General features: G+C 61.6%; 20 protein-coding genes and 1 tRNA gene. 8 read left to right on the top strand and 13 right to left on the bottom strand.

The genetic code is table 11. From position 1 onward, the window contains the following. The first annotated feature begins 38 nt into the window (after window positions 1–38). Window positions 39–1,031 carry a LacI family DNA-binding transcriptional regulator gene (locus BLS51_RS28535; protein WP_090183361.1) on the top strand — a complete coding sequence of 331 codons (993 nt, stop codon included), beginning with the start codon at window positions 39–41 and terminating at the stop codon, window positions 1,029–1,031. On the opposite strand, the gene BLS51_RS28530 is transcribed toward BLS51_RS28535, so the two are convergent. The 4 genes from BLS51_RS28530 to BLS51_RS28515 are packed head-to-tail and all read right to left on the bottom strand — an operon-like array spanning window position 1,028 to window position 4,575. Continuing rightward, entirely contained in the window at window positions 1,028–2,290 is a 1,263-nt protein-coding gene (locus BLS51_RS28530; protein WP_090183364.1) for an FAD-dependent oxidoreductase, read from the bottom strand. The two genes, BLS51_RS28535 and BLS51_RS28530, sit on opposite strands and share 4 nt — an antisense overlap. Next, on the bottom strand, window positions 2,287–2,547 hold the full coding sequence (locus BLS51_RS28525; protein WP_090183366.1) for a 2Fe-2S iron-sulfur cluster-binding protein: 261 nt from the start codon (window positions 2,545–2,547) through the stop codon (window positions 2,287–2,289). Before BLS51_RS28525 ends, BLS51_RS28530 begins: the two co-directional genes overlap by 4 nt. Then, window positions 2,540–3,646 carry an NAD(P)/FAD-dependent oxidoreductase gene (locus BLS51_RS28520; protein ID WP_090183368.1) on the bottom strand — a complete coding sequence of 369 codons (1,107 nt, stop codon included), beginning with the start codon at window positions 3,644–3,646 and terminating at the stop codon, window positions 2,540–2,542. Before BLS51_RS28520 ends, BLS51_RS28525 begins: the two co-directional genes overlap by 8 nt. Continuing rightward, complete coding sequence (locus BLS51_RS28515; protein ID WP_090183371.1) at window positions 3,643–4,575, bottom strand: 4-hydroxyproline epimerase; 933 nt, start codon at window positions 4,573–4,575, stop codon at window positions 3,643–3,645. The genes BLS51_RS28520 and BLS51_RS28515 overlap by 4 nt, the downstream gene beginning before the upstream one ends. 92 nt (window positions 4,576–4,667) lie before the next feature. Here BLS51_RS28515 and BLS51_RS28510 point away from each other — a divergent pair, with 92 nt between their 5' ends. Next, window positions 4,668–5,435 (top strand): AraC family transcriptional regulator, encoded by a 768-nt coding sequence (locus tag BLS51_RS28510; protein ID WP_090183374.1) that lies wholly within the window; start codon window positions 4,668–4,670, stop codon window positions 5,433–5,435. Here the strand turns inward: BLS51_RS28510 and BLS51_RS29890 are convergent. Next, window positions 5,415–5,552 (bottom strand): hypothetical protein, encoded by a 138-nt coding sequence (locus BLS51_RS29890; protein WP_175472716.1) that lies wholly within the window; start codon window positions 5,550–5,552, stop codon window positions 5,415–5,417. The two genes, BLS51_RS28510 and BLS51_RS29890, sit on opposite strands and share 21 nt — an antisense overlap. A 59-nt stretch (window positions 5,553–5,611) precedes the next feature. Here BLS51_RS29890 and BLS51_RS28505 point away from each other — a divergent pair, with 59 nt between their 5' ends. The 5 genes from BLS51_RS28505 to BLS51_RS28485 are packed head-to-tail and all read left to right on the top strand — an operon-like array spanning window position 5,612 to window position 11,538. Next, window positions 5,612–8,245 carry a type VI secretion system Vgr family protein gene (locus tag BLS51_RS28505; protein ID WP_229207558.1) on the top strand — a complete coding sequence of 878 codons (2,634 nt, stop codon included), beginning with the start codon at window positions 5,612–5,614 and terminating at the stop codon, window positions 8,243–8,245. A 2-nt stretch (window positions 8,246–8,247) separates the two neighbouring features. Then, entirely contained in the window at window positions 8,248–9,057 is an 810-nt protein-coding gene (locus BLS51_RS28500) for a DUF4123 domain-containing protein (RefSeq protein ID WP_090183377.1), read from the top strand. 3 nt (window positions 9,058–9,060) lie between these two features. Beyond that, window positions 9,061–9,660 (top strand): DUF3304 domain-containing protein, encoded by a 600-nt coding sequence (locus tag BLS51_RS28495; protein WP_090183381.1) that lies wholly within the window; start codon window positions 9,061–9,063, stop codon window positions 9,658–9,660. Further along, on the top strand, window positions 9,651–11,264 hold the full coding sequence (locus BLS51_RS28490) for a T6SS phospholipase effector Tle1-like catalytic domain-containing protein (RefSeq protein ID WP_090183383.1): 1,614 nt from the start codon (window positions 9,651–9,653) through the stop codon (window positions 11,262–11,264). Before BLS51_RS28495 ends, BLS51_RS28490 begins: the two co-directional genes overlap by 10 nt. Further along, on the top strand, window positions 11,164–11,538 hold the full coding sequence (locus BLS51_RS28485) for a PAAR domain-containing protein (RefSeq protein ID WP_307188174.1): 375 nt from the start codon (window positions 11,164–11,166) through the stop codon (window positions 11,536–11,538). Before BLS51_RS28490 ends, BLS51_RS28485 begins: the two co-directional genes overlap by 101 nt. 26 nt (window positions 11,539–11,564) lie before the next feature. Here the strand turns inward: BLS51_RS28485 and BLS51_RS28480 are convergent, their stop codons facing one another. The 6 genes from BLS51_RS28480 to BLS51_RS28455 form a co-directional block, all read right to left on the bottom strand. Further along, on the bottom strand, window positions 11,565–13,931 hold the full coding sequence (locus BLS51_RS28480) for a beta-galactosidase (protein WP_090183388.1): 2,367 nt from the start codon (window positions 13,929–13,931) through the stop codon (window positions 11,565–11,567). Beyond that, window positions 13,931–15,211 (bottom strand): DUF2264 domain-containing protein, encoded by a 1,281-nt coding sequence (locus BLS51_RS28475; protein WP_090183391.1) that lies wholly within the window; start codon window positions 15,209–15,211, stop codon window positions 13,931–13,933. Before BLS51_RS28475 ends, BLS51_RS28480 begins: the two co-directional genes overlap by 1 nt. 13 nt (window positions 15,212–15,224) lie before the next feature. Then, window positions 15,225–16,355, bottom strand: coding sequence for a glycoside hydrolase family 88/105 protein (locus tag BLS51_RS28470; protein ID WP_229207559.1), 1,131 nt, complete (start codon window positions 16,353–16,355; stop codon window positions 15,225–15,227). A gap of 3 nt (window positions 16,356–16,358) precedes the next feature. Continuing rightward, the gene (locus BLS51_RS28465) at window positions 16,359–19,232 is read right to left on the bottom strand and encodes a TonB-dependent receptor (RefSeq protein WP_090183394.1); all 2,874 of its coding nucleotides are present in this window, start codon (window positions 19,230–19,232) and stop codon (window positions 16,359–16,361) included. A gap of 466 nt (window positions 19,233–19,698) precedes the next feature. Further along, complete coding sequence (locus tag BLS51_RS28460; protein ID WP_090183396.1) at window positions 19,699–19,914, bottom strand: hypothetical protein; 216 nt, start codon at window positions 19,912–19,914, stop codon at window positions 19,699–19,701. Between the two features lie 129 nt (window positions 19,915–20,043). Then, window positions 20,044–20,120, bottom strand: a tRNA-Met gene (locus tag BLS51_RS28455). 132 nt (window positions 20,121–20,252) lie between these two features. Between BLS51_RS28455 and BLS51_RS28450 the strand changes: the two genes are divergently transcribed. Next, window positions 20,253–20,657, top strand: a complete 405-nt coding sequence (locus BLS51_RS28450; protein ID WP_090183399.1) for a VOC family protein — start codon at window positions 20,253–20,255, stop codon at window positions 20,655–20,657. Here BLS51_RS28450 and miaA read toward each other — a convergent pair. Both miaA and mutL read right to left on the bottom strand, forming a co-directional pair. After that, window positions 20,654–21,601, bottom strand: a complete 948-nt coding sequence (miaA, locus tag BLS51_RS28445; RefSeq protein WP_090183402.1) for a tRNA (adenosine(37)-N6)-dimethylallyltransferase MiaA — start codon at window positions 21,599–21,601, stop codon at window positions 20,654–20,656. The two genes, BLS51_RS28450 and miaA, sit on opposite strands and share 4 nt — an antisense overlap. Window position 21,602: 1 nt before the next feature. Next, entirely contained in the window at window positions 21,603–23,759 is a 2,157-nt protein-coding gene (mutL, locus tag BLS51_RS28440; RefSeq protein WP_090183405.1) for a DNA mismatch repair endonuclease MutL, read from the bottom strand. Window positions 23,760–23,764 lie beyond the last annotated feature (5 nt).

Below are 23,764 nucleotides of genomic sequence, written 5' to 3'. Positions count from 1 at the left end.
TTGGCGCAGCCGCTGCCACGCTTTCCGACAGTCTGAAAATGAAAAAAAACGTAGCAACCATCCGTGACGTCGCTGCCGCCGCCGGCGTCTCGACGGCGACCGTCTCCAAGTTCGTCAATGGCGCGCAGCGCTTCTCGCCGGCGGTGGAGGCGACCATCACGGAAGTGATTGCCAAGCTGGGCTACCGATCCAACCCGTTGGCGGCCTCGATGATCACCGGCCGCACCAAGAGCATCGGCCTGTCGGTGCTGGACGTCAGCAATCCGCACTTCACCAGCATCGTCAAGGGCGCCAACCGCGTGGCGCAGGCGCATGGCTACACGCTGCTGCTGGTCGACACCGAAGAGAATCCGGGCCGCGAGCGCCAGTTGCTGGAAGCCTTGAGCCGCCGCGTCGACGGCATGATCGTTTTCTCGCGCATGCTGGAAGATGAAATGGACTGGATGACGGAACTGGGCAAGCCGCTGGTGTTCTTCGGCCGGCTGGACCGGTTGCCGATACCGTGGGTAATCAGCGACGACCATCGCGGCGCCTACATGCTGACGCGCCACCTGATTTCGCTGGGCCACCAGCGCATCGCCTACCTCAGCTTCCCGCGCTCGCGCCGCGACGAGGAACGGCTGGGCGGCATCCGCGAATGCATGACCGCGCACGGGCTGGAACTGATCGTCCACGAAGGCGGCGCGCCGACGGCGGCGGAAGGGGAGCGCATGTGCTCCTCGATCATGCTGGGCGCCGAGCATCCAGATGCGCTGATCTGCTACAACGACCTGATCGCGCTCGGCTTCATGAAAGCGGCGCAGACGCTGGGCTTCCAGCTGCCGGAACAGATGTCGGTGGCCGGCTTCGACAACATCCAGTACGGCCTGTACACCTCGCCGGCGCTGACCACAGTGGACCTGCAAAGTGAACGCATGGGCTCCGCCGCGATGGAAAAACTGATCGCCACGCTGGACGGCAAGGAGCCGCCGGCCACCACCATGATCGAGCCGCAGCTGATCCTGCGCGGCTCCACCATCAAGCGCATTTAGTCGATGATGCTGGAGATGCGGGTTGGCGAGATCGGCAGGCGCACCGCGTCGGGACGCCAGCCGTAAAGCACTTCGGTGGCGCCGCCGCAGATGCGGCCCTGGCACGGACCCATGCCGCAGCGCGTTTGCAGCTTGGCGCTGCGCCACGAGGTTTGTGTGCGCAGGTCGCCATGGCAGACATCTTCGCAGCGGCAGACGATGGTTTCATCGCCGGCCAGCGTGCGCAGTTCTGAACGCAGCACAAAAGAGCGTGCCAGCAGATCGGCGAACTTGCGCCAGCGCGCACGCGCGGCAAACACGCTGCGCGCTTGTTCCTGATGACCGCTGGCCGCCAGGCCGGCAATCCGTCCCTCGGCCAGCGCCAGGTCGACGCCGCCGACGCCCGTGCCTTCGCCAGCACAATACACGCCGGGCACCGTCGTTTGTTGCCACTCGTCGACCTGCACCACGGTTTGCGCATCGCGCACGACGGTGGCGCAGCCCAGCGCCTGCGCCAGTTCGACATTGGGCAGCAGGCCATAGCCGCATGCGAGGTAGTCGCATTGCAGAATGTCGAGTTCATGTTCGAAGCCGCGTTGCACCTGCACCGATTGCAGCGTGCCGTCGCCGTGCGCCGAATGCACGTAGCTGTTGCGCCAGTAAGGCACGCCGCGCAGCTGCGCATTCAGGCGCAGCGCCTGAACGATCTTCGACGGCGTTGCCAGCAGCCCCAGGCCGAAGCGCAGCAGCGCCGGTGTCGCCGCCTGCTCGATGATGGCGACGATGTGCGCACCCTTGCCCTTCAGCGTGGCGGCAGCCGCCAGCAGCAGCGGGCCGCTGCCGGCCACCACCACGCGCTTGCCTTGCAGCGGATAGCCGCCCTTGGACAGCGCTTGCAGGCCGCCCGCGCCGGTGACGCCGGGCAGCGTCCAGCCGGGGAAGGGCAACAGCCGCTCGCGCGCGCCAGTGGCGATAATCAGCTGCTGGTATTGCAGCGTGTCCGAGGTGCCAGGCGTTTGCACCAGCAGCTGTTGCGGTTGCGGCGCGTACATCACGCGCGTCTGCGGCAGGAACTCGACGTTGTCGAAGCCGCGCAGTTCGCCCAGCAATTGCGGTGCGCGTGCGTCGGTCTGCGTGTCGGGCGCGCCGCGCCAGATCTGGCCGCCCGGATAAGGATTGTCGTCGACGATGCCCACCCGCGCGCCATGCGACGCCGCTGCATGCGCGGCAGCCAGGCCGGACGGGCCGGCGCCCACGACGATTACATCAAAGTGTTTCATGCCACGGCCTCGCTGGCGGTGACGATGTGCATGCCGTCGGCGCACAAGGTCTGGCATGACAGCTGGTGCGGCATGCCGTCAATGGTGACGCGGCATTCCTGGCAGATGCCCATGCCGCACAGTGGTGCACGTGCAGCGCCGCCGACCGAACGGCGGGTGATGATGTTGCCCGCCATGGCGACAGCTGCGGCCACGGTGACGCCGGGCGCCACGCTGATGCTGCGGGCGTTGATGCTGATGGTGATCTGGTCAGGCATGGAAGCGCCCCGGTAAGTACGGCGCAAACGGGATGCGCGTTTTTTCATTCTGGATCTGGCCGGCCAGCAGTTGCGCCGTCGCCAATGAGGTGGTGATGCCCAGGCCTTCATGGCCGGTGGCCAGCCACAGGCCGCGCCGCGCGGCGCAAGGGCCGATCAGCGGCAGGCCGTCCGGCGTGGCGGCGCGGAAGCCGGTCCAGGTGCGCAGCACGTTCAGCTCCGCCAGTCGCGGCGTGAAGCTGGCGGCATGGCGCAGCATGCGTTGCAGCATGGCCGGCTCCACCGCCGGATCGATCGTGTCGAACTGGCGGGAGGAGCCGATCAGGATTTGTCCGGTAGGACGGGGCTGCAAATTGAAGGCCACCGAGTCGCCGCTGGAAGCGTGCGCACTCTTGATGTAGCCCAGTTCCACCAGCTGGTGCTTGACGAAACCGGGATAGCGGTCGGTGATGGCCAGGTGTCCTTTTTTCGGCTGCACCGGCAGTTCGGGCAGCAGTGCGCTGGAGCGCGCGCCGGCCGCCAGCACGATGTGCTGCGCCTGATGGCGTGTGCCATCACTCAGCAGCACGCCATGATCCTCGATGGCGGCGACGGTGGCGCGCTTGGTGATGGTGCCACGGCGCATGGCGCGGTCCAGCAGGATGCGCGTGGTCTTCGGCGGATACACCAGGCCATCGCCCTTGACCAGCAGGCCGCCGGCCAGGCCGGCGCGCAGCTGCGGTTCGCGCGCGTACAGGGCGGCCGGCGTCAGCACTTCGCACAGCAGGCCGTGGCCGGACAGCGTGTGCGCCTTGGCCAGCGCGGCATCCATTTCCTCTTCATCGGCGGCGACCCAGATGGTGCCGCAGCCGCTGTATTCGTGACGTTGCGGGCGCTCGCCCACCAGGTCCTTCCACAGCGCCACCGAGTAGGCCGACAGCGCCAGTTCGGCCGCGTTGTCGTCCATGACCACCAGGTGGCCCATGCCGGCTGCCGTGGCGCCGCCGCCGGCGATGTCCTGCTCGATGACCGCCACCCGCAACCCGCGCTCGCTGAGCGCGTCCGCACACGCGGCGCCGACGATGCCGGCGCCGATGACGATCACTTCGGCATTATTCACCGGATGCCCCAGACGAAGGGATCGGTCGGATCGAGGATCAGCTGCGCCTGCGCATTGACCCAGGCCTTGCCGCGGATGCTAGGCAGCAGCTGGCCGTCGCGCACGCGGTAGGAGCCGTCAAACACGCTGCCAATGACGCTTTCCTGCTTCCAGATCGCACCTTCTGCCAGCTTGCCGTCGGCCGCCAGGCAGGCCAGCTTGGCGCTGGTGCCGGTGCCGCATGGCGAGCGGTCGTAGGCTTTGCCGGGGCACAGCACGAAGCTCTGGCTGTCGGCGCCGGTGCGCGAATCAGCAAACAGTTCGATGTGGTCGATCACCGCGCCATTGTCACCGGTGATGCCCTGGTCGGCCAATGCCTGCGCCACCGCCACGGTATAGTTGGTCAGTGCTTCGACATTGCCCACGCCCAGCGCCAGGCCGTGGCCGGCCACCAGGAAGAACCAGTTGCCGCCGTAAGCGATGTCGCCAGTGACTGGGCCGATGCCCGGCACCTCGACGGTGACGGCGGCGCGGCTGCGCCAGGAGGCGACGTTGTCGACGGTGACGCTGCCATCGGCGTGCAGTTCCGCTTCCACCACGCCAACCGGCGTATCGATGCGGTGGCGGCCCGGCCCGATGCGGCCCATGAAGGCCAGCGAGGCCACCAGGCCGATGGTGCCGTGGCCGCACATGCCGAGATAGCCAACGTTGTTAAAGAAGATCACACCTGCCACGCAGTCCGGCGCATGCGGCTCGCACAGCAGGGCGCCCACCAGCACATCCGAACCGCGCGGCTCGCAGACCACCGCCGAGCGGAAGTTGTCATGGGCGGCGCGCAGCCGTGCAACGCGTTCGCTGAGCGGGCCGGCGCCGAGGTCAGGACCGCCTTCGGTGACCAGGCGGGTAGGTTCGCCGCCGGTATGGGAATCGATGATGGAGATGGTTTTCATGCTATAAATCTTAGGCGCGGCGCCGCAAACTGTCTTGCACCGGCTGCGCACAATGAGTGACGAAATCTGCACAATAACGCACAATAAAGTTCATGCATACTGAATCCGACAACAATCTCGCCGCGCGCCGTGGTATGGGCGCAAATATTGCCGATCCCTTCTTTGCGGAAGGGCTGTTCGATGCCTTGCCGGACGTGGTGTTCTTCGTCAAGGATGTCGAGGGGCGCTATGTGGTGGTCAATCAGACGCTGGTGCAGCGTTGCGGCCAGCGGCACAAATCCGCGCTGATCGGCAAGACCCCGGCGGAGGTGTTTGCCCAGCCCTTCGGCCACACCTATATGGCGCAGGACTTGCAGGTGCTGGCCGGCGAAGCGGCCATCGAGGACCAGCTGGAACTGCACCTGTATCCGAACCGCGATCCCGGCTGGTGCCTGACACGCAAGCACGCGCTGCGCGACCCGCACGGCCGCATCGTCGGCCTGACCGGCATCTCGCGCGACCTGGCGATGGCGGACAAGAAGAACCCGGCCTACCGCAAGGTGGCGGCGGCGGTGCATGTAATCCATGAACAGTACGGCCAGCCCTTGCAGCTGCCGGAGCTGGCGCGCATCGCGAATATGTCGGTGGCGCAGATCGAACGCTACTTCCTGCGCATCTTCCACCTGACGCCGCGCCAGATGATTATCCAGACACGCGTGGACGCCGCCTCGCGCATGCTGAACGGCGGTGCCAGCGTGGCGGAGATCGCGCAAGCCTGCGGCTATGGCGACCACTCCGCTTTCACCCGCCAGTTCAAGGCAACCACCGGGCTGACGCCCAGCCAGTACCGCCAGCTGGCCTCACACCGCGCCAGCGATTGAGGAAATGGATTCAGCGTCCGCCAGTTCCACGCGGTTGCGGCCCAATTGCTTGGCGCGGTAAAGCGCCTCCACCATCGCCGGTGCATGCGCTTCGTCGGTGGACTGCTTGCTCGACATCAAAATCTGCTTTTCCCATCGTGACACCATAGGAGACTGCGCGGCTAAGCGGAGACACCATGGAAAATGACAACGGCTTGTTCGACTTTATGGCGTTGGACAAGGAACTGATCACGGACAATCGGCCGTTGCGGCTGCGCCTCGATCTGCCTGGCGGCGTCAATGACGACATGCTGCTGCCGCAGCGCGTGTATGGTTCAGAGACCATTTGCGGCGGCATCGAATACCGCGTGTTGTGCGTTTCCTCCAACTCGCGGATGCCGCTCAAGCAGCTGATCGCCGTGCCAGGCGTGCTGGAATTCGTCACCGATCGTGGCGGCTTGCGCAGTGTGTGCGGCATCATCACCGAAGCCAGCTCCGGCGATAGCGACGGCGGCCTGGCCAGCTATCAACTAGTGCTGCGCGACGCGCTGGCCATTCTGGAAAAACGTAGCAACACACGCGTGTTCCGCAACATGGACGAAGTCGAAATCGTCCAGCGCATCCTCAACGAGTGGCGGCAGAAAAGCCCGATCCTCGGAACGTGCTTCAAACACGAGACCAACGATGCCTTCAGCCAGCGCAGCTACCCCAAGCGCGAGTTCACCATGCAGCACAATGAATCGGACGCCGCGTTCATCCGCCGCCTGCTGAAACGGCGCGGCATCGGCTGGACCATTCGCGCCGATGGCGATAGCCACACGCTGGTGCTGTTTAACAATGCCGACTGCCTGGAGCAGAATGCCGCCGGCACCATCCGCTACCACCGCGACAGTGCTACCGAAGAACGCGACAGCATCACCGCCTGGAGTGCGGTGCGCAGCCTGCAACCCGGCACGGTCACGCGTCACAGTTGGGACTACATGAACCTACAGGGCCAGGACTTGATGCTGGTGGATGCCAGCAGCGGCATCGACCAGGGTGTGAGCGGCAACGAACTGGCCGCCAGCCTGGACGACTACCTGATCCTGCCGCCGCACGCCGGCAATGACAATGAAGACCTGTTCCGCCTCGGCCAACTGCGCATGAGCCGGCACGACTATGAATCGAAATGCTTCCACGGAGAAGGCAGTGTACGCGACCTGTGCGCTGGCGAATACTTCACGCTGGCCGAGCACCCGGAAGTCGACGCGCATCCACCGGAGGAGCGCGACTTCATCGTGACCGCGTTGCAGGTGCTGGCGCAAAACAACCTTCCCAACGCGCTGGCTGCGCGCGTGGAGCGTCTGTTCGCCCGCAGCCGCTGGATGCAAGGCGTCACCGAACTGCAGATACTGCGCGACGTGGCGGACAAGGTGGCCAGCGGGCCGCTGCGCATGCACATCCAGTTCACCGCCGTGCGGCGCGGCGTGACCATTGTCCCCGCCTTCGATCCGCGCTGCGACGTGCCACAGGCGCAAATGCAAAGCGCAGTGGTGGTCGGTCCTGAAGGCGAAGAAGTGCATTGCGATCAACTAGGCCGCGTAAAAATCCGCTTCCCAGGCACCCGCATGGCCGATCACGAGCAAGCCGCCGGCAGCGGCGCTTCGGACACCCAGACTGATTCTGCCTGGGTGCGAGTCATGTCCAACTGGGCCGGCAACGGCCCTGGTCACTTCCAACAGTGCGGCACTATCGGCCTGCCACGCGTAGGCACGGAGGTGATGGTTGCTTTCCTCGATGGAGATCCTGATAAGCCAGTGATCATCGGTCAGCTTTACAACCAGACCGCCGCACCCGCAGCCCTAAGCAGTGGTGGAGGCCTGCCAGGAAATCGCTACCTTTCTGGCAGCAAGAGCCGCGAAATTAAGGGCGGACGCTCCAGTCAACTTCGGTTTGATGATACGAATGGCGAGATTAGTGCCCAGTTGGCGAGTGATCACGGCGCCAGCCAGTTGAATCTAGGCTGGTTATCTCAACCACGGTCAGATGGTCAAGGCACGCAGCGGGGCGCTGGTGCGGAGCTGCGTAGCGACATGAGTGTGGCAGTGCGCGGTGCGCAAGGCGTTCTGATAACCGCCGAGTCAGCCGAAGCGGAAAAAGGAAAGCACCTTGAGCGCTCTGAACTTATCCGTATTGCGGAAGGACTGCAGAAGCTGATCGCGCAGCTAGGCGAACAAGCTGGGCAGCATGCCGGCGAGAAAGCGCCTGGCAAAGACTTTCCCGACTTGATCGACAGGCTAAAAACACTTGAAGATGCAGGCGCGCCGATTATCGGACTTAGCGGCCCCGCAGGTGTGATTTGTACCAGCGCCCGGAGTATCGCAGTAGGTGCAGCCACGAGCATCGATATTGTCAGCGCAGCCGCCACTTCACTGACATCCGGCGAGACCACGGCAGTGCGTTCTGCACAAGCGATGAGTCTTTTTGCCAATGAAGGCGGCATCAAGGTCACCGCAGCGAGTGGCAAGGTGGATCTGCAGGCGCAGGACGATCAGCTACAGATTTTGGCCCGTAAAGTGATTGAGATTATCAGCAATACCGACTGGATCACACTCAAAGCGAAGAAGGGAGTGCGTCTGAATGGCGGTGGCACCGAACTGGAGCTAAGTGCTGGTGGCATCAGGGGCTATACCTCCGGGAAGCATGAAATGTACGCAGCCGATCATCAGACGTTTCCTGGCCAAAGTCGTCAGGCCTCATTTGCCGGGGATAAGGTTCCGCACAAAATATGTGTTCCATGCTTGTTGATCGCTGCTGACGCACACAGTGCGCTGGTTAAATCTGGAGCTTAACCATGGCCTCGACCTATATTCTTATCGACACCACGCTGATCGGAAATCCATTGAATAAGCCGTGGCTGAAGAAGCGCCGCAAGCCTGGCTGGGTTGTGGCGTTGTACGGCCGAGAGGCGATTTCTGTCAGTCCGATCCTGATTGATGTCGAACGCGCCATCCTCTGTAATGCGCTGGATGCCGTCATGCGGCTCGTCAACGCGCAGCATCCTCAATTAGGCATTTCGTTCATCGAAACAGCGTTGACGTTGATTGAGCTACAGAATCATCTTCGGGAGTTTGTCCATATAAAAGCGCCCGATGGCATAGAACTTACGCTGCGGTTTGCTGACTGTGCGGTGCTACCTGTACTGTCTGCTGTCCTGACAGCGGAGCAGTGGTCGGCGATCGTGGCGCCGTTCAAAGGCTGGAGAATTCATGGCCGCGATGGATTGCTAGCGTCGCTCCCGGTATTCAAAACTGAAGTCGTACTTAGACCTCCGCTGGTATTCAGTGACGCTCAAATCGCCGCGTTAAGAAGCGCGATGGAGACAGATCAACTTCTAGCAAATCTGCGCAAGATGCGACCGGGAAACCACGCAGAATATTCAACACCGAAAGCGTTTGAATATGCAAAGCGAGCTCGTCAAATCTGGGTCTCTGCAGGGTGCGAAGAGAACACGGAACTACTGCTATTTGTCCGTGACGTTTTTGATACCGATGGCCGGCTGCTACACCACGCAGCACTAGATAAAGTGCTGGCGCAGACAGATCCGGTTTTGCGCCGCAAAGATCTGCACCGCATGGCAACCACCTATTTGAGGGAGTGCTGAACCATGAAAAAATATTTGATCCTATCGATACTCTCCGCAGTATTCGGCACCGCGATTTGGTTTGGATACGCAAAGTTTTCAGCCATATCACCCAACGATGAACTCGTTCCAGTTGCGCTCACTGGTGTACAGCATCTCGGACCTGGCTATATGATTTCGAGGTTCTACGTGAATAAGTATGGAGGAGACAGCGTCGGGAGACAGGGCGGCGGTGGTTCGATAGTCTGTTGCGCCATGCTCCCTGCAAAGTGGCGACCTGGGCTAATTGTCGACATCAGATGGGGAGTCGAAGATTGGACCCACGCGAACGATGCTGAGATCGCAAAGGGAAATTATGACAGCGTTATTGATGCAAAGTTGTACATAGCAAAGGTGCCGGTGGAAAAGTATGACGAACCCTATGATTTAATTGTCCACTTCTTTCCCCGTGGCAGAGTACGCGCGGTGTCCAGTGTGTACTCGGTTTCTAGTCCGCTACACCCGGTCCCTTACGGCCCAAGGGAAGGCGGCCCGATGGCTACTGCCGGATGGCCTATAGGTGAAATGTTTTCTCAAGCCGAGTTGGAAAAAAGTAAGTCTGAGGAGAGGAACCCATGGAAGTGAAAGATCTCGGCGGGAAATTTCCTATCGCCAGAATCCCACCTGTCGACAATGTGAAACCTCCAAAGCCGTCACCGCTTCCTCAAGCTTCCTCTTGCGAAATGACAGTCCAGATAGGTATTTTTTTTGATGGCACGGGCAATCGACTCGCTCCTCTTAGCGGGCCATCAGCCGTCTCCAATATCGCTCGACTTCACTATACATACCCCGACTTCCCGTCGCTCGGTAGTCACCGCATATACGTTCCTGGCTTGGGTACAAGCTTTCCATCAATAGGTGAAGATTCCGACACGAGGAGTGGAGGTGCTTTTGCAAGTGGAGGTGATGGGCGAATTATTTTTGCGATGTTGCGGGTTATTGATGCGTTACATTGGAGTCTTTTTAACACATTGATGTTTGGTAAGGAACGCATCAAGGCGCTTTGTAAGGCCAGTCCCTCCAAGCCTGAGAAAGAAATTATTCAACAATTGGGGCTACTGGGCAATCTGGTTGACGACGCTGATGGAGCCAGACGAAAGAAGTTCTTAAGTGTATGCTTACAGGACATTCGAAACAGAATGCAGACTGCAAAGGTTCCCAAGATTTGCACTTGTTTTCTGGATGTGTTCGGGTTCTCTCGTGGGGCGACTGAGGCGCGAGTCTTTTGCCACTGGATGAATGACTTAATGATTAGTTCATCGCTGGGCGGAATCCCAGTTCGATTTCGCTTCCTGGGCCTGATGGATACCGTCGCATCAGTGGGCGTGGTGGAAGGAATAACGAACAGACGAGCAACAGGAGGCCATTCTGAGTGGGCGATGCCTGATGTTATGCGCATCCTTCAGAGTGTCGAAAACTGTGTCCACTTCGTCGCCATGCACGAATTGCGAAAGAGCTTTCCGCTCGATACGGTATCGATTGATTATGCGCTTCCCTCAAATTGTTTGGAATTTGCCTATCCAGGTTCGCACAGTGATGTCGGTGGTGGATATGCTTTTGGGGAGCTAGGTGTTTCAGCACGTGATTCCCTTAAGCTTTCCCAGATACCGCTGAACCACATGTTTGACTGCGCGGTGAAGGCAGGTGTCCCCTTGTCAAAACAGCTTTTACCAAAAGACTATAAGAACCTCTTTGCAGTCGATGAAGCATTGCAAAATGCCTTTGATCTGTTTCTCAATGAATCCACCGAGGCGCCGAGACTATTGCCAGATTGGTCGCTTCCCTACCTCGTTTGGCGCTGGCAGGTAAGGCGGGCGTATCAAAATACAGAGCAGGTCAAGAAGGCGAATGCTGAAGATCGTGGACTCCTATTGGAAGCCAACGCTTACTTCTGTATCTCCGATGAGCAAATTAAAAGCTCCCCGGCCTATTCAAGAATATCCTTGCGCCCAACACTCTCTTTTAACCGTGGCGACAATTTAACGAGCTTGCTGCATCTTGAGCTGGAAGCCCCAGCTCTGCGAGCCCGTATCGAGGCGCAACCCAAGATTTCCCCCGCATTGGCAGAGTTCTTCGACAAGTTTGTGCATGACTCTGTTGCCGGTTTTCGCAACCAATTCGTGGAGGCATCCGGACATTGGCGCTATCGTCGAGTGTTCCGTGGTTCCGCAACGCCATACATCGAGTAGCGGAGGGGCAATCACTATGAAGAACAGCAAAGGGCTCGGCGTCATTCGCTTAGGCGACCAGACTACTCACGGAGGCAAGGTAATTTCTGGCCAACCATCCCTCAAGGCGCTAGGGAAAACGGTCGCCGTGGAAGGCGACTTAACGATGTGTCCTCAATGCAAAGGAACCTTCCCGATACAGGTCGCTTCCAGCGACAGACATCACCACGGCAAAGCCGTAGCTTACGATGGCGACAAGGCTGCTTGCGGGGCCAGGTTGATCTCCTCAATCTGAACGCAGCCTCGCCGCCGTCTACAGCGTCAGTTTTCCTTCACTAGTTGATTGCCGACGTAGGCGCGGAAGTGCTTGATGCGGCCGGTGACGCCTTCCGGTCCCTGGCGTGGCGTGTAGCGCAGGCCGGCCACCACATCGTCCTTGCCAAGGTCGATGATCAGGCGATGCGGATGCTTCGCGCCCGGCGCCATGGCGGCCTTGCCGCTGTAGGCGGTATGCCAGAAGTCCGAGGCCTGTCCGTTGATGGCGTTGAGCGCGCCGCCATCCTCCTTGGTGAACTCCTCGCTGCTGACCCAGGCGATGGTCCAGTTGGACTGGTTGAGCGGCTTGCCGTCAGTGCCCAGCAGCGCCAGTTCGGCCACGGCGGCGTACTGCTTGCCGTCGAAGGCGTCCAGCGATTCAAGGCAGAACTGGCGGCCTTTGATTGGCTGCGCGAACTTCACGTCCTGCACCGTCGAGCCTTGAGCGAATTCGCCTTCATAGACCGGCTTGACGCCATCCAGCGCCGGCTTCACCTTGCTTGGTGGACGCGGCAGATCCAGCTCCGGACGCAGCTTGTCGAGGATAGGCGTCTTCAGGCCTTCAATGCGCGCGCTGCGCGGGCCGGTCAGGTCCAGCACCACGACTTCGTTGCGGCCTTGTTTGAGCCATGGGCCGGGCAGGTACATGGTCTGCGTCGGGCCGATGCTCCAGTAGCGTCCCAGGCAGCGGCCGTTGACCCAGACGATGCCCTGGCCCCAGCCGCTCATGTCGAGGAAGGTGTCGCCATTCTGCGTGACGTCAAAGCTGCCACGCCAGAAGGCGGCGCCTTGTGCGCGGCCGGTTTTCCATGTCAGCGGTGGCAGTACGGCGTCGGCGTCAAAGTCGATGGCACGGATTTCCCAGTTCTCCAGCGGCTGACCGTTGAAACGCACCGGCCCATGCAGGCCTTTGCGGTCATGGATTTCGACGCCGAAGTTGACGCGGGCGATGGTGTACAGCAGGATCTCCAGCGTGGCCGGCTTGCTGCGCGCTGGCAGGTCGATGCTGAAGCGGCGGTGGCGGGTGTCGAAGGTGCCAACCTGCTTGCCGTCGATGCTGACCCAGGCCAGGTCGCGTACCTTGGCTGCTTCCAGCGTGCCGGCCGGACCGGCAGGCAGCGTCACACGATAGGAGACGATGCCACGGCTGATGTCGTACTGCTCGATCGGCTGTGGCGACACGGCGCGAATCACTTTCGCCGGCAGCGCTGCGGCCACGGTGCAGGACTCCTTCAGCGCAAACGGCTTGATGGCGATGACCGGATTCGGCGCCGGCGCGGCGGGCAGTGTTTCACCGGCGTGCAGGAAGGGCTTGATGCCTTCGCGATAGGCCTGGAATTTCTCGCCGGTCCAACCGGCTTCGCTGATTGGTGCGTCGTAGTCGTAGCTGCTGGTGTCCGGACGGAAGGGACGGTCGCAGCCGCCCCACAGGCCGAAGCTGGTGCCGCCGTGCGCCATGTACAGGCTGAAGGAGCCGTTCATCTTCAGCATGGTCTGGATGTCAGCGACGGCGCCGTTGGCCGAGCCACGGCGGTGTGGCGCGCCCCAGGTGTCGAACCAGCCGGAGTAGTATTCGCCGCACATGCGCGGGCCTTTTTGTACCTGGTCCAGCGCCTTGAAGCCGGTCAGCGGATCGCTGCCGAAGTTCACCACGTCGAACAGGCCGTCGATGTGCGATTTGACCACCGCGTTGGTTGGATTGCACTGGAACAGCGGCACGTCGAAACCGGCATCCTGCAGCATGGCCTTCATGTCGCGCATGTAGTCCAGGTCTTCGCCGAAGAAGCCGTATTCGTTCTCGACCTGCACCATCAGTATCGGGCCGCCGTGGGTGATCTGCTGCGGACCAAGCACGCGGCCGACTTCCTTCATGTAGCGGCGCGCGGGTTGCACGAAGTTGGGATCGCGCGTGCGCAGGAAAGCGTCGCCCGGTTTCTTCAGCAGCCACCACGGCAGGCCGCCCATTTCCCACTCGGCGCAAGCGTAAGGACCGGGACGCAGGATGACCCACAGGCCTTCCTGCTGTGCGAGCTTGCAGAATTCCGCCGCATCGCGCTGGCCTTGCCAGTCGAAACGGCCTTCGCGCCACTCGTGGTAGTTCCAGAACAGGTAGGCGCAGACGGTGTTCAGGCCCATGGCCTTGATGGCTTTCAGGCGGTGCTGCCAGTATTCGCGCGGCACGCGGGCGAAGTGCATTTCGCCGCAGCGGATTTGCAGGCGCTGGCCGTCCAGCATGAAGTCGGTGTCGGAGATGCTGAAGCGGGTGGCGGCTTGCGCCGACAGCGGCAGCAGCATGCTGCCGATGGTGCCCGCTGCCGCCGCCGCACCTGCGCCGCGCAGTACGCGGCGGCGGGATTCGGATTTGATCGTCATTAGTAATTCACTGGATAGTCTTTAGGGAAGCGGGCGCCGGAGAAGGCTTTCTTCTGCGTCCAGTCCTGTGCCGGCGCGGTCCAGTAGCTGTCGCTGGCCGGCAGGCCCAGTGGCAGCAGGCTGGCGGAGGCGATGTACATGCTGCCGTTGTTCGAGTACCAGTCGCCCAGCTCCGGCTGGTGGCCGACAAAGCCGATGGTCAGGTAGCCGTCCTTGGTGAAGTTGGACGGCGCCGACCAGACAATGTTGTGCACCGCTTGCAGCGCAGCGCGGATCTGGCCTTCAGGCAGACTTTTCGGCAGTTGCTTGCGCAGCGCCAGCAAGGCCAGTGGCTGGAAGGCGGCGGTGCGGTAGGTGAGCGAGCGGCCGATCGGCGGGAAGCTGCCATCGGTGGCGATGAAGCGTTCCAGGTGTTCGCTGTAGCGCTGCATGCGCTTGATGGCTTGCGCGCGCAGCTCTTCCGGCTTGCCATTCCAGAACGCGCCTTTTTTTGCATCCAGCACGTCGAGGATTTCGACCATCATCGGATGCATGACGAAGGCATTGTAGTAATCGAAGTGGAAGGCTTCGCCGTCCTTGATCCAGCCGTCTCCGACATACCATTCGTTGATTTTGCGGATGGCGACGTTCATGCGCAGCGGGTCGAATTCCTCGCCGATCGACATCAGCCAGGCTTCGTTCATGGCGGCGAACAGCATCCAGTTGATGTACGGTGGCTCGATGCGGCGCAGGGCTTTGATTTCGGCGATGATGCGCTGTTTGGTCCTGGCGTCCAGCGGGTCCCACAGCGCTTGCGGTGCGCGCATCAGGGCGTTGGTGAAGTAGGCGGAATCGACCAGCGTTTGGCCGGGTACTTTCCATGACAGGTAGTCCGGATTGGCCGGGTCGACCGAGTTGGTGTAGCTTTGCAGGGCCAGCTGGTGAAGGCGCTTGCGCGTGCGGCCTTCCGGCGTGCCATCGTCCGGCAGCGCGAGCCACGGAGCGATGCCGGCGATCAGGCGGCCGAAGCATTCGAGGTAGGTCACGCCTTTGTCGCGGCCATCCCAGGTCGGGCTGACTTCGAGGTTGAAGTTTTTTTTCAGTGTGCCGGCGGCCATATTGGTCAGCACCGGGTCGGACATTTTTTGCGCCAGTGCGGCGAGTTGCGCGCGCGCTGCGGCGCCGCTGGTGTCAGCTGCCGCAGGTTTGGCGGCTACCGCAGCAGCGGCGCCCTGGCTCGCCGCCATGCCGCCAGCGGCGGCGGTGGCGGCGAGGCTATGAATAAAGTGTCGTCGTTCCATTCAGTCTCCGTTGTTATTGACGCAGCAGGCGCACCATCTCGGCGGACGCCAGCAGGTAGGCGCCGACGCCAAATGGCGTGGTCGAATTCTGGTCCACCACCTGGCCAGGAATCGCGCGTTCGCCGATAGGTTGCACGTAGCCGATCTTGCCGTCCGGTTGCAGCGCGGTCTTGCTCAGATAATGCCAGCCTTTGCGCACCACTGGCAGATACTCGTCGCGCTCCAGCAGGCCGTTGTTGATGCCCCACAGGTAGCCGTAGACAAAGAAGGCGGTGCCGCTGGTTTCCGGGCCTGGCGCGTGTTCGGCATCGAGCAGGCTGCGGGTCCAGTAGCCGTCGCTGGTCTGGGCTTTCTTCAGCGCCTGCGCCATGCCCTGGTACTTGGCGATGTAGGCGTTGCGGTGCGGGTCGTCCTTCGGCAGGTCTTGCAGCACTTTGGCCAGGCCGGCGAATACCCAGCCGTCGCCGCGCGACCAGAAGTCCTTCTTGCCGTTGGCGCTCTTGTGTTTCGGGTAGACGTAGCGGGCATCGCGGTAGTACAGCTGTTCATCGCTGTCGTACATGATGCTGTTGGCGTATTCGAAGTACGCATTGAGCTTGTCGAGATACTGGCGATTGCCGGTGAGGTTGTACATCTTGGTCATCACCGGCATCACCATGTAGAGGCCATCCGACCACCACCAATAATCCTTGTTCGGTGTGCTCATCTGGTATTCCATCACCTCGCGGGCACGGGCGATTTTCTTCGGATCGGGATCGAGCTTGTACAGGTCGGCGTAGGTCTGGAAGCAGATCTGCCAGTCGCCGAACAGCACGTGTTCGTCTGTCTCGCCATACTGGTACTTCCACACTGCCTTGTTGGTGGATTTGGCGCCTTGCCACTGGTTGTGGACGGCCCAGTCTTCGGAATACTTGCGCCATGCCGGATTCCTGGTGATCTGGTAGGCCTCCATATTGCCGGTGTGGTAGGCGGCGATATCCCAGAACGCCCACTGCTGCGGCTTCTCGCGCTGCTGCCAGTAGTTGTTGACCTTGTTGATAATGCCGACAACCTCCTGTTCGGAGGTGTCGACTGCCGGCGGCGCCGAAGCGCAGCCGGCCAGGCTAGCCGCCACCAGCGTGACGGCGTAGAGTCGTTTCATCATGGTTTACAGTTTCCCCCGGATGCCGAATTTGATCGTGCGGCCATCATACTTCGCATAGTCCATGCGCGTCTTCTTGCCGCTGCCGTACTGGCCGGTGGCGTCCTCGAAGTAGTCGTAGGCCAGCGTGTTGCTCAGATTGAGCGCGTCGATGCGGAACTCCAGGTTGTCGTTGAACTTGTAGCTGATGTTGGCATCGAGGTAGCCACGGCCCGCGCGCCAGCGGATCAAATCATCGCCATTGTTGCGCGGGTTATCGCCGTGCAGCGACTTGCCCTTGTAGTTGTACGACATACGCGCCGCCCACTTGCCTTGCTCGTAGTAGATCGTGCCGCTGTAGGCGTACTTCGGCACCGAGTTGACCTCGATCTCCTTGCCCGCATTGGTGATCCATTTCGCACTGTTGAACGGATCGATGTGGGTGTAGCTGGCCAGCCCGCCCATGCCGTTGAATGGCGCCGGCAGGAAGGTGAAGGCCTGCTGGTAGGACAGCTCGTAGCCTTTCAGCTTTTGCTCGCCGGCGTTGGTATAGGTGCGCAGCGTCATTGGCAGGTTAGGATCGACGCGGCCGCTGGCGTCCTGGAACAGTGGGCCGAGGGCAGTATCCGGCAGGCCGAGCGAACCGAAGGTCACCACGCGGGTATTGGCCACGGTGGCATCGGTCAGCGTCTTGTGGAAGATGCCGGCCGACAGCAGGCTGCCAGGCTGGAAGTACCATTCCAGGCTGGTGTCCAGGTTCTTCGATTGCTGCGGACGCAGGTTAGGATTGCCCGACGTGGCGCTGGTGTCGAACTGGTTCGGGATCACTGTCTGCGCCGCGATGATGGACAGCGAGGCGCGGGTGATGGTTTTGCCCCACGAGGCGCGCCACATCAGGTTGTCGGTGACATCCAGCGCCGCGCTCAGAGCCGGCAGCACGTTGTGGTACGAGCCTTGCTCATGATTCGGGGCGTAAGCCAGGCTGGCGCCTTGCTGCTTGAAGTTGTCGATCTTGGTGTCGGTCTTCGAGTAACGCACGCCGGCGTTGATGCGCAGTTCGCGGCCTGCGACCTCGCCCTTGAAGTCGGACTGCACGTAGGCGGTCTTCACGTCTTCCTGCGCTTCAAAGCTTTGATTTGGCTGGAAGGTCGAAGCCGGGTTATACACTTCCGGATCGAACTGCGAGTAGAAGTAGCTGCTGTTCCAGGTGGCCCAGCTGTGCGGCCAGCCAGCGCCGAAGTCCAGATTATCGATCGGCAGCTGCGAGGTCATGGCGTTACGCAGGCCCGCCGTGCCGATGCTATTCAGCTTGGCGGTGGCCAGCGAGGTGCCATTGCGCTTGTCGACACCCTTGACGGTGGAGACAAAGGTCAGGCCGGTCTTCAGGTGGCCGGTCCAGCCGCCCCACAGGTCGTAGTCGTAATCGGCGGCGACGCGTGCCTGCTTGCCCTTGTCGGTTTCCTTGGTCTTGGCGCTGCTGATGGTGAAGCCGCTCCAGCTATTTGGATCGGTGTAGCTGGTCGGCGACGAGATCGATGGGTAGACGTGGTCGTCACCATAGTCGATGGTCGAGTCGGCGCCATAGATGTAGCCGGACAGCTGGCCACCGGCGCTGGTGGCGGTGCTTTGATTCAGGCTGGCCTGTCCGCTCAGCGTCAGTTTCGGACTGGCTTTCCAGCTGGCGTTCAATGCGCCGTAGCCGAATTTGGTTTCGTCCTCGTTGTAGCCGGCGCCGGCGTTGTAGGTGGTGTTGCCGAAGGTGCCGGTCAGCAGATTGGTGGCCGGGTCGATCTTCACGTTCAGCGGGATCAGGCCGTTGTTGCCGGAGGCGCCGACCGCCGCGTTGCGGTTGGTGGTGGCGGTGCTGCGGATCAAAATGCCGAACAGCTGTTCCGTGCGGGTGTTCTTCAGCTTCGAATACATGGTGTCGAAGCTGACGTTCAGCGTCGGCGTTTTCCACTGCAACGACGATACCAGGCCGTCACGCTTGCGCTCGTTTTCCGAACCGTAGAAGCGGTAGATACGCGGCAGGTAGGCCTTGGCCACCTGGTCGCGCGTGTAGCTGCCCAGATTAGCGCGCGGGCTGTCGAAGTCCAGCGCGAAACCGAAGTTGCCCTTGACCGGGCTGGCGCTGCCGTTGGCGGAGCTGTTGTAGCCGCCGGTCGATTCAAAGCCGGAACGGGTGTTGACGCTGCCCGAGTGCGAGGCGCCGATCAGGAAGCCGAGGTTGTCCCAGGTGTTCGAGTACAGCACGAAGCCGTTCGGGTCGGTGTTTTTGGAGGCAGTGTTGTAGGTACCGGTCAGGCCGTAGCGGATGGTGCGCTTTGGATTGTCGAACGGACGTGGGGTTTGCAGGTCGACTATGCCACCGAGGCCGCCTTCGGTCAGTTCGGCCAGCGGCGATTTGTAGAAGTCGACGCGGCCAAACAGTTCGGAGGCGAAGACATCGTAGTTGAAGCCGCGCGCGGCCGAGCCGATGGTCGAGGTGGAGGTGGTGTTGACTGGTGCGCCGTTGAGCGTGGTGACCACGTATTCGGTCGGCAGACCGCGCACCGAGATGCGCTGGCCTTCGCCGGAGGCTTCGTCGCGGTTCAGGATCACGCCTGGCACGCGTTGCAACGATTCGGCGATGTTCGCTTCCGGGAACTTGCCGATGTCTTCGGCGACGATCGAATCGCGCACGCCGATCGCTTGCTGTTTCAGGTTCAGCGCTTTTTGCAGGCTGGAGCGGAAGCCGGTGACGACCACGGTGGTGGTGTTCGGATCGTTGGCTGCTGCCGGGGCTGGCGGTTCGCTGCTGTTGGCGGCTGGCGCCGCAGGGGTTTCCTGGGCCAGGGCCGCAGGTGCATACATGGCCGCTAAGGCGAGCGGAACCAAGGTCTCCAGTATTTTCTTTTTCATAGTGTCCTCAGTGATTCGTTCTGGGAGTGCAGGTTGTCTGATGACCTGTCACAAACAAGACTAATCACTTCGGGTTTGGGGAGCAAGCTGATCAAAAACTGATTTATTGCGCCGCATCAGAGCAGGAAATTGCGCAGCTTGTCTATGAAAAGGGTCTTTTTAGTCATGTGGATAAAGTGGAAACAATCAAAATGGTGATTATTTCGCAGGGCTGGTATGCCCACTTCGTATAGGCGGATGCAAATTTTCTATACGATTTTGTGGAAAAAAACCGACGAGCCATATCAAACCAACGGTGCTGGGCGAACGTTGATGACGCGGGTGCCATTTTGCGGTAATCATGCCTGCAGTTCTATCAGAGTGATCGCGCTGATGGCTGGTTGTCGCCAGCATCTGAATTCGATAAATGCCTCTTGATAGCCATTTATGGCATCAATAAGAATATTGGTATCGAAGAGCGCAGCTTTCACTCAACTTCATCCGTATTGTCACGCATGAAGTTGAGACCGTCGGCAGGGATATCTGGACTGTCCCGAAAAATCTCATGAAATTCCATGATGGCTGCCATTCTTCTTGCGCAGCCTTCAGCATATCCGGGGCTCTTTGCCATTTCCTGGACGATCATCGCGAAGTCTTCGTCGGACATCATTTCCTGGACAGGTTCGGTCAGGCGGTCGTTCATGGGACACCTCCGGTCAGACAGCGTAGTTTATGCTGTTTGCGGAGGGCCGGCTTGATTTCGCGCAGGAAAAGGAAACTACAACGGAAAAAGCCGTAAATCATTTATCATGATTTACGGCTTCCGGAATTCTGGTGGTGATAGGTGGACTTGAACCACCGACCCCAGCATTATGAATGCTGTGCTCTAACCAACTGAGCTATATCACCTGCAACGCGAAGCATTATCGGGGATGGGGGCTTAACTGTCAAGGAAGGCCCCGAACTTTTTTGAAAAAAGTGACCACTATCGCGTGATCGGCGTCGGAACGTTGGCATATTGGTATTTCGAACGGGGACAACATGGCTACCAACATTTTTGTGAACCTGCCGGTGCGGGACTTGCAGCAGTCGATCAAGTTCTTCACCCACCTGGGTTACAGCTTCAATCAGCATTACACCGACGATAGTGCCACCTGCATGATCGTGGCCGAGAATATTTTCGTCATGCTGCTGACCGAAGCCCGCTTCAAGGAGTTTACGCCGAAACCGGTCAGCGACGCGCGCACTTCAACCGAGGTGCTGCTGTGCTTGCAGGTGGAATCGCGTGAGGCGGTGACGGCGCTGGTCAACAAGGCCATCGAGGCCGGTGGCAGCGCTTACAAGGAACCGCAGGACCATGGCTTTATGTACGGCCACGGCTACCAGGACCTTGACGGCCACTTGTGGGAACTTGTCTACATGAGCGGCGAGCCGCCGAAGACTTAACCGAGGCGTTCGGCGATCTGCGCCAGCATGATGGGGGCGGGATCGGCACCCAGGCAGTCGATCACCACGCGCTCCGGCATCGAGCGCAGCCACGTCAACTGCCGCTTGGCCAGCTGGCGCGTGGCGATGATGCCGGTTTCGCGCACGGCCGGATAGTCAATGGTGCCATCCAGGTATTCCCACGCCTGGCGATAACCGACGCAGCGGATCGATGGCAGGCCCAGATGCAGGTCGCCGCGCCGGCGCAGCGCTTCCACTTCGGTGATCAGGTTACCGTTCGGGCCTTCTTCGAGCATGATGTCGAAACGGCGCGCGATGCGCTTGTGCAGCACGGCGCGGTCCGACGGCTCCAGCGCAAACGACAGCAGCTCAAATGGCAGCTCGGTCTTGTCGCGCAAGGCCAGCAGCTCGGACATCGGCTTGCCGCTCAGCGTGTAGATCTCCAGCGCGCGCTGGATGCGTTGCGAATCGGCTGGCGCCAGGCGTGCGGCGGTTTCCGGATCGACGGCAGCCAGGCGCGCGTGCATCGCGGGCCAGCCAAGGCGCGCGGCTTCTTCGTCCAGCGCGGCGCGCACGGCGGGATCGGCGCCGGGCAGGTCGTCCAGGCCATCGGCCAGGCCTTTGAAGTACAGCATGGTGCCGCCGACCAGCAAGGGCAGCTTGCCGCGCGCGCGGATCTCGTCCACCAGGCGCAGCGTGTCCTTGCGAAATTGCGCCACCGAGTAGGAGTCCAGCGGATCGATGATGTCGATCAGGTGATGCGGCACGGCGGCCAGTTCTTCCCTGGTCGGCTTGGCGGTGCCGATGTCCATGCCGCGATACACCAGCGCCGAGTCGACCGAGATGATCTCGGACGGGATGCGTTCGGCGATGGCCAGTGCGGAGGCGGTTTTGCCCGACGCCGTCGGGCCCATGATGGCGACGGCCAGTGGTTTGCTGCGCATGTTATTGACCGCGCAGGAAGAGCTTGTCGAGGGCGCCGATTTCAACCTGCACCCAGGTCGGGCGGCCGTGGTTGCACTGGTCGGCGCGTTCGGTGATTTCCATCTGGCGCAGCAGAGCGTTCATTTCCTGGACTGCCAGGATACGGTTGGCGCGCACGGCGGTGTGGCAGGCGAGGGTGCCGAGCAGTTCGTTCTGGCGTTCGATCAGCACGCGCGAGCCGCCGAATTCGCGGACGTCGCGCAGCACGTCGCGCGCCAGTGTCTGGGCGTCGGCGTTTTTCAGCAGGACCGGGACGGAGCGCACGGCCAGCGTGGTTGGCGAGAGGACGGCGATGTCGAAGCCGAGGGTTCTCAGCGTGTCCTGGTGTTCTTCGGCGGTGCCGACTTCCACTGCGTCTGCATAGAAGGTGATCGGGATCAGCAGCGGCTGCACTTGCATTTCTTCGCCGGCGACGCGGCTGTCCAGGGCGGTCTTCAGTTGTTCGTACAGGATGCGCTCGTGGGCGGCGTGCATGTCGACCAGTACCAGGCCTTTGGCGTTTTGCGCCAGTATGTAGATGCCGTGCAGTTGCGCCAGTGCGAAGCCGAGCGGGAATTCTTCCTGCGCCATGGCGGCGGCGGAGACGGTGAAGGAACTGGCTTGCGGCAGCGTCATGTCGGCGGCCGAGCGGTCGCCAGGGCGGTCCGGGTCGCGGAACATGGCCCCGTATCGTTCGGTGCTTTGGGCGACGCCGCCGTTGGCGTCAAAGCGTGGGCCGGCGTAGCCTGCCGCGCCGTTGCCGCCAGCATAGCCATTGCCGGATGGGCCGCCGAAGCTGCCGCCAACAGGGCCGCCGAAGCCATTGCCGGATGGGCCGCTCGAGCCATCGCCAGCCGCGCCGCTGAAGCCGCCGCCTGCCGCGCCATCGAAGCCGCCGCCGGTCGTGCCATCAGCCGCGCCGTAACCGCTGTGGGCGCGATAGCCGGCCGGCGAGCCGTCCGCTGCGCCAGTGGCGTCCGCGCCACGCGGGCCGAAGGGCGATGGCGAGAAGGTTGGTGCGTAGTCCGGCGCCAGCAGTGGGCCGAACGAGGTCTGCTCGCCGCGCCACATCGGCGTGGTGGCCAACGTGTCTGCTGCTGGCAGCGGTGAAGGCACGCTGCCGTGCGCCGTTGCCGAGGTCTGCGCCAGCGCGCGCTGCACAGCATGGAACACGCACTGGTGCACCGCGCGGCCATCGCGGAAGCGCACTTCAATTTTCGATGGATGCACGTTGACGTCGACCAGTGCCGGGTCCATGTCCAGCGACAGCACATACGACGGGAAGCGGTCGCCATGCAGCACGTCCTGGTAAGCCGCCTTCACGGCGTGCACCAGCACCTTGTCGCGCACGAAGCGCCCGTTCACGTAGAAGAACTGGCCATCAGCGCGCGCCTTGGAGGCAGTCGGCAAGCCGACATAACCATGCAGGCGCAGAGGTCCGATGGTTTCATCCACCGGCAAGCGCGCATCGGCAAAACCATCGCCGAGGATCTGTGCGCTGCGGCGGGCGATTTCGCTGGTGTTCCAATGCTCGACCGTGCGGCCGTTGTGCGTCAGCGAGAACGACACGTCCGGACGCGCCAGCGCAATCCGGCGCACCACTTCCGCACAGTGGCCATATTCAGTCTGTTCGGATTTAAGGAATTTGCGCCGCGCCGGCGTGTTGTAGTACAGGTCCTTGACGTCGATGGTGGTGCCCAGCGCGCCGGAAGACGGTGTTGGTGTCGCGTTATGCGAACCTTCGATTTCCCACGCATGCGCCGCATCGGCAGTGCGCGAGGTGATGGTCACCTGCGCCACCGAAGCAATCGACGCCAGCGCTTCGCCACGGAAGCCGAGCGTGCCGACATGTTCCAGGTCATCCAGCGAAGCGATCTTGGAGGTGGCGTGACGCGCCAGCGCCAGTTGCATCTGATCGTGCGGAATGCCGCGCCCGTTGTCGGTGATGCAAATACGCTTGACGCCACCTTCCTCCAGCCGCACGGTGACCTGCGTCGAGCCCGCGTCCAGCGCGTTCTCCAGCAGCTCCTTGACCACCGCCGACGGCCGCTCCACCACCTCGCCGGCGGCGATCTGGGAAATCAGCTGGTCAGGCAGGGCCTGGATGGGGCGTGGCGGGCGGAGGTCAGGGGCGTTCATCACGA

The organism is Duganella sp. OV510, assembly GCF_900100205.1.
In the GTDB taxonomy this organism is placed as follows: Bacteria; Pseudomonadota; Gammaproteobacteria; order Burkholderiales; family Burkholderiaceae_D; genus Rugamonas.
Note: the sequence above shows the minus strand (reverse complement) of the source record. Positions and strands in the feature narration are given on the sequence as shown.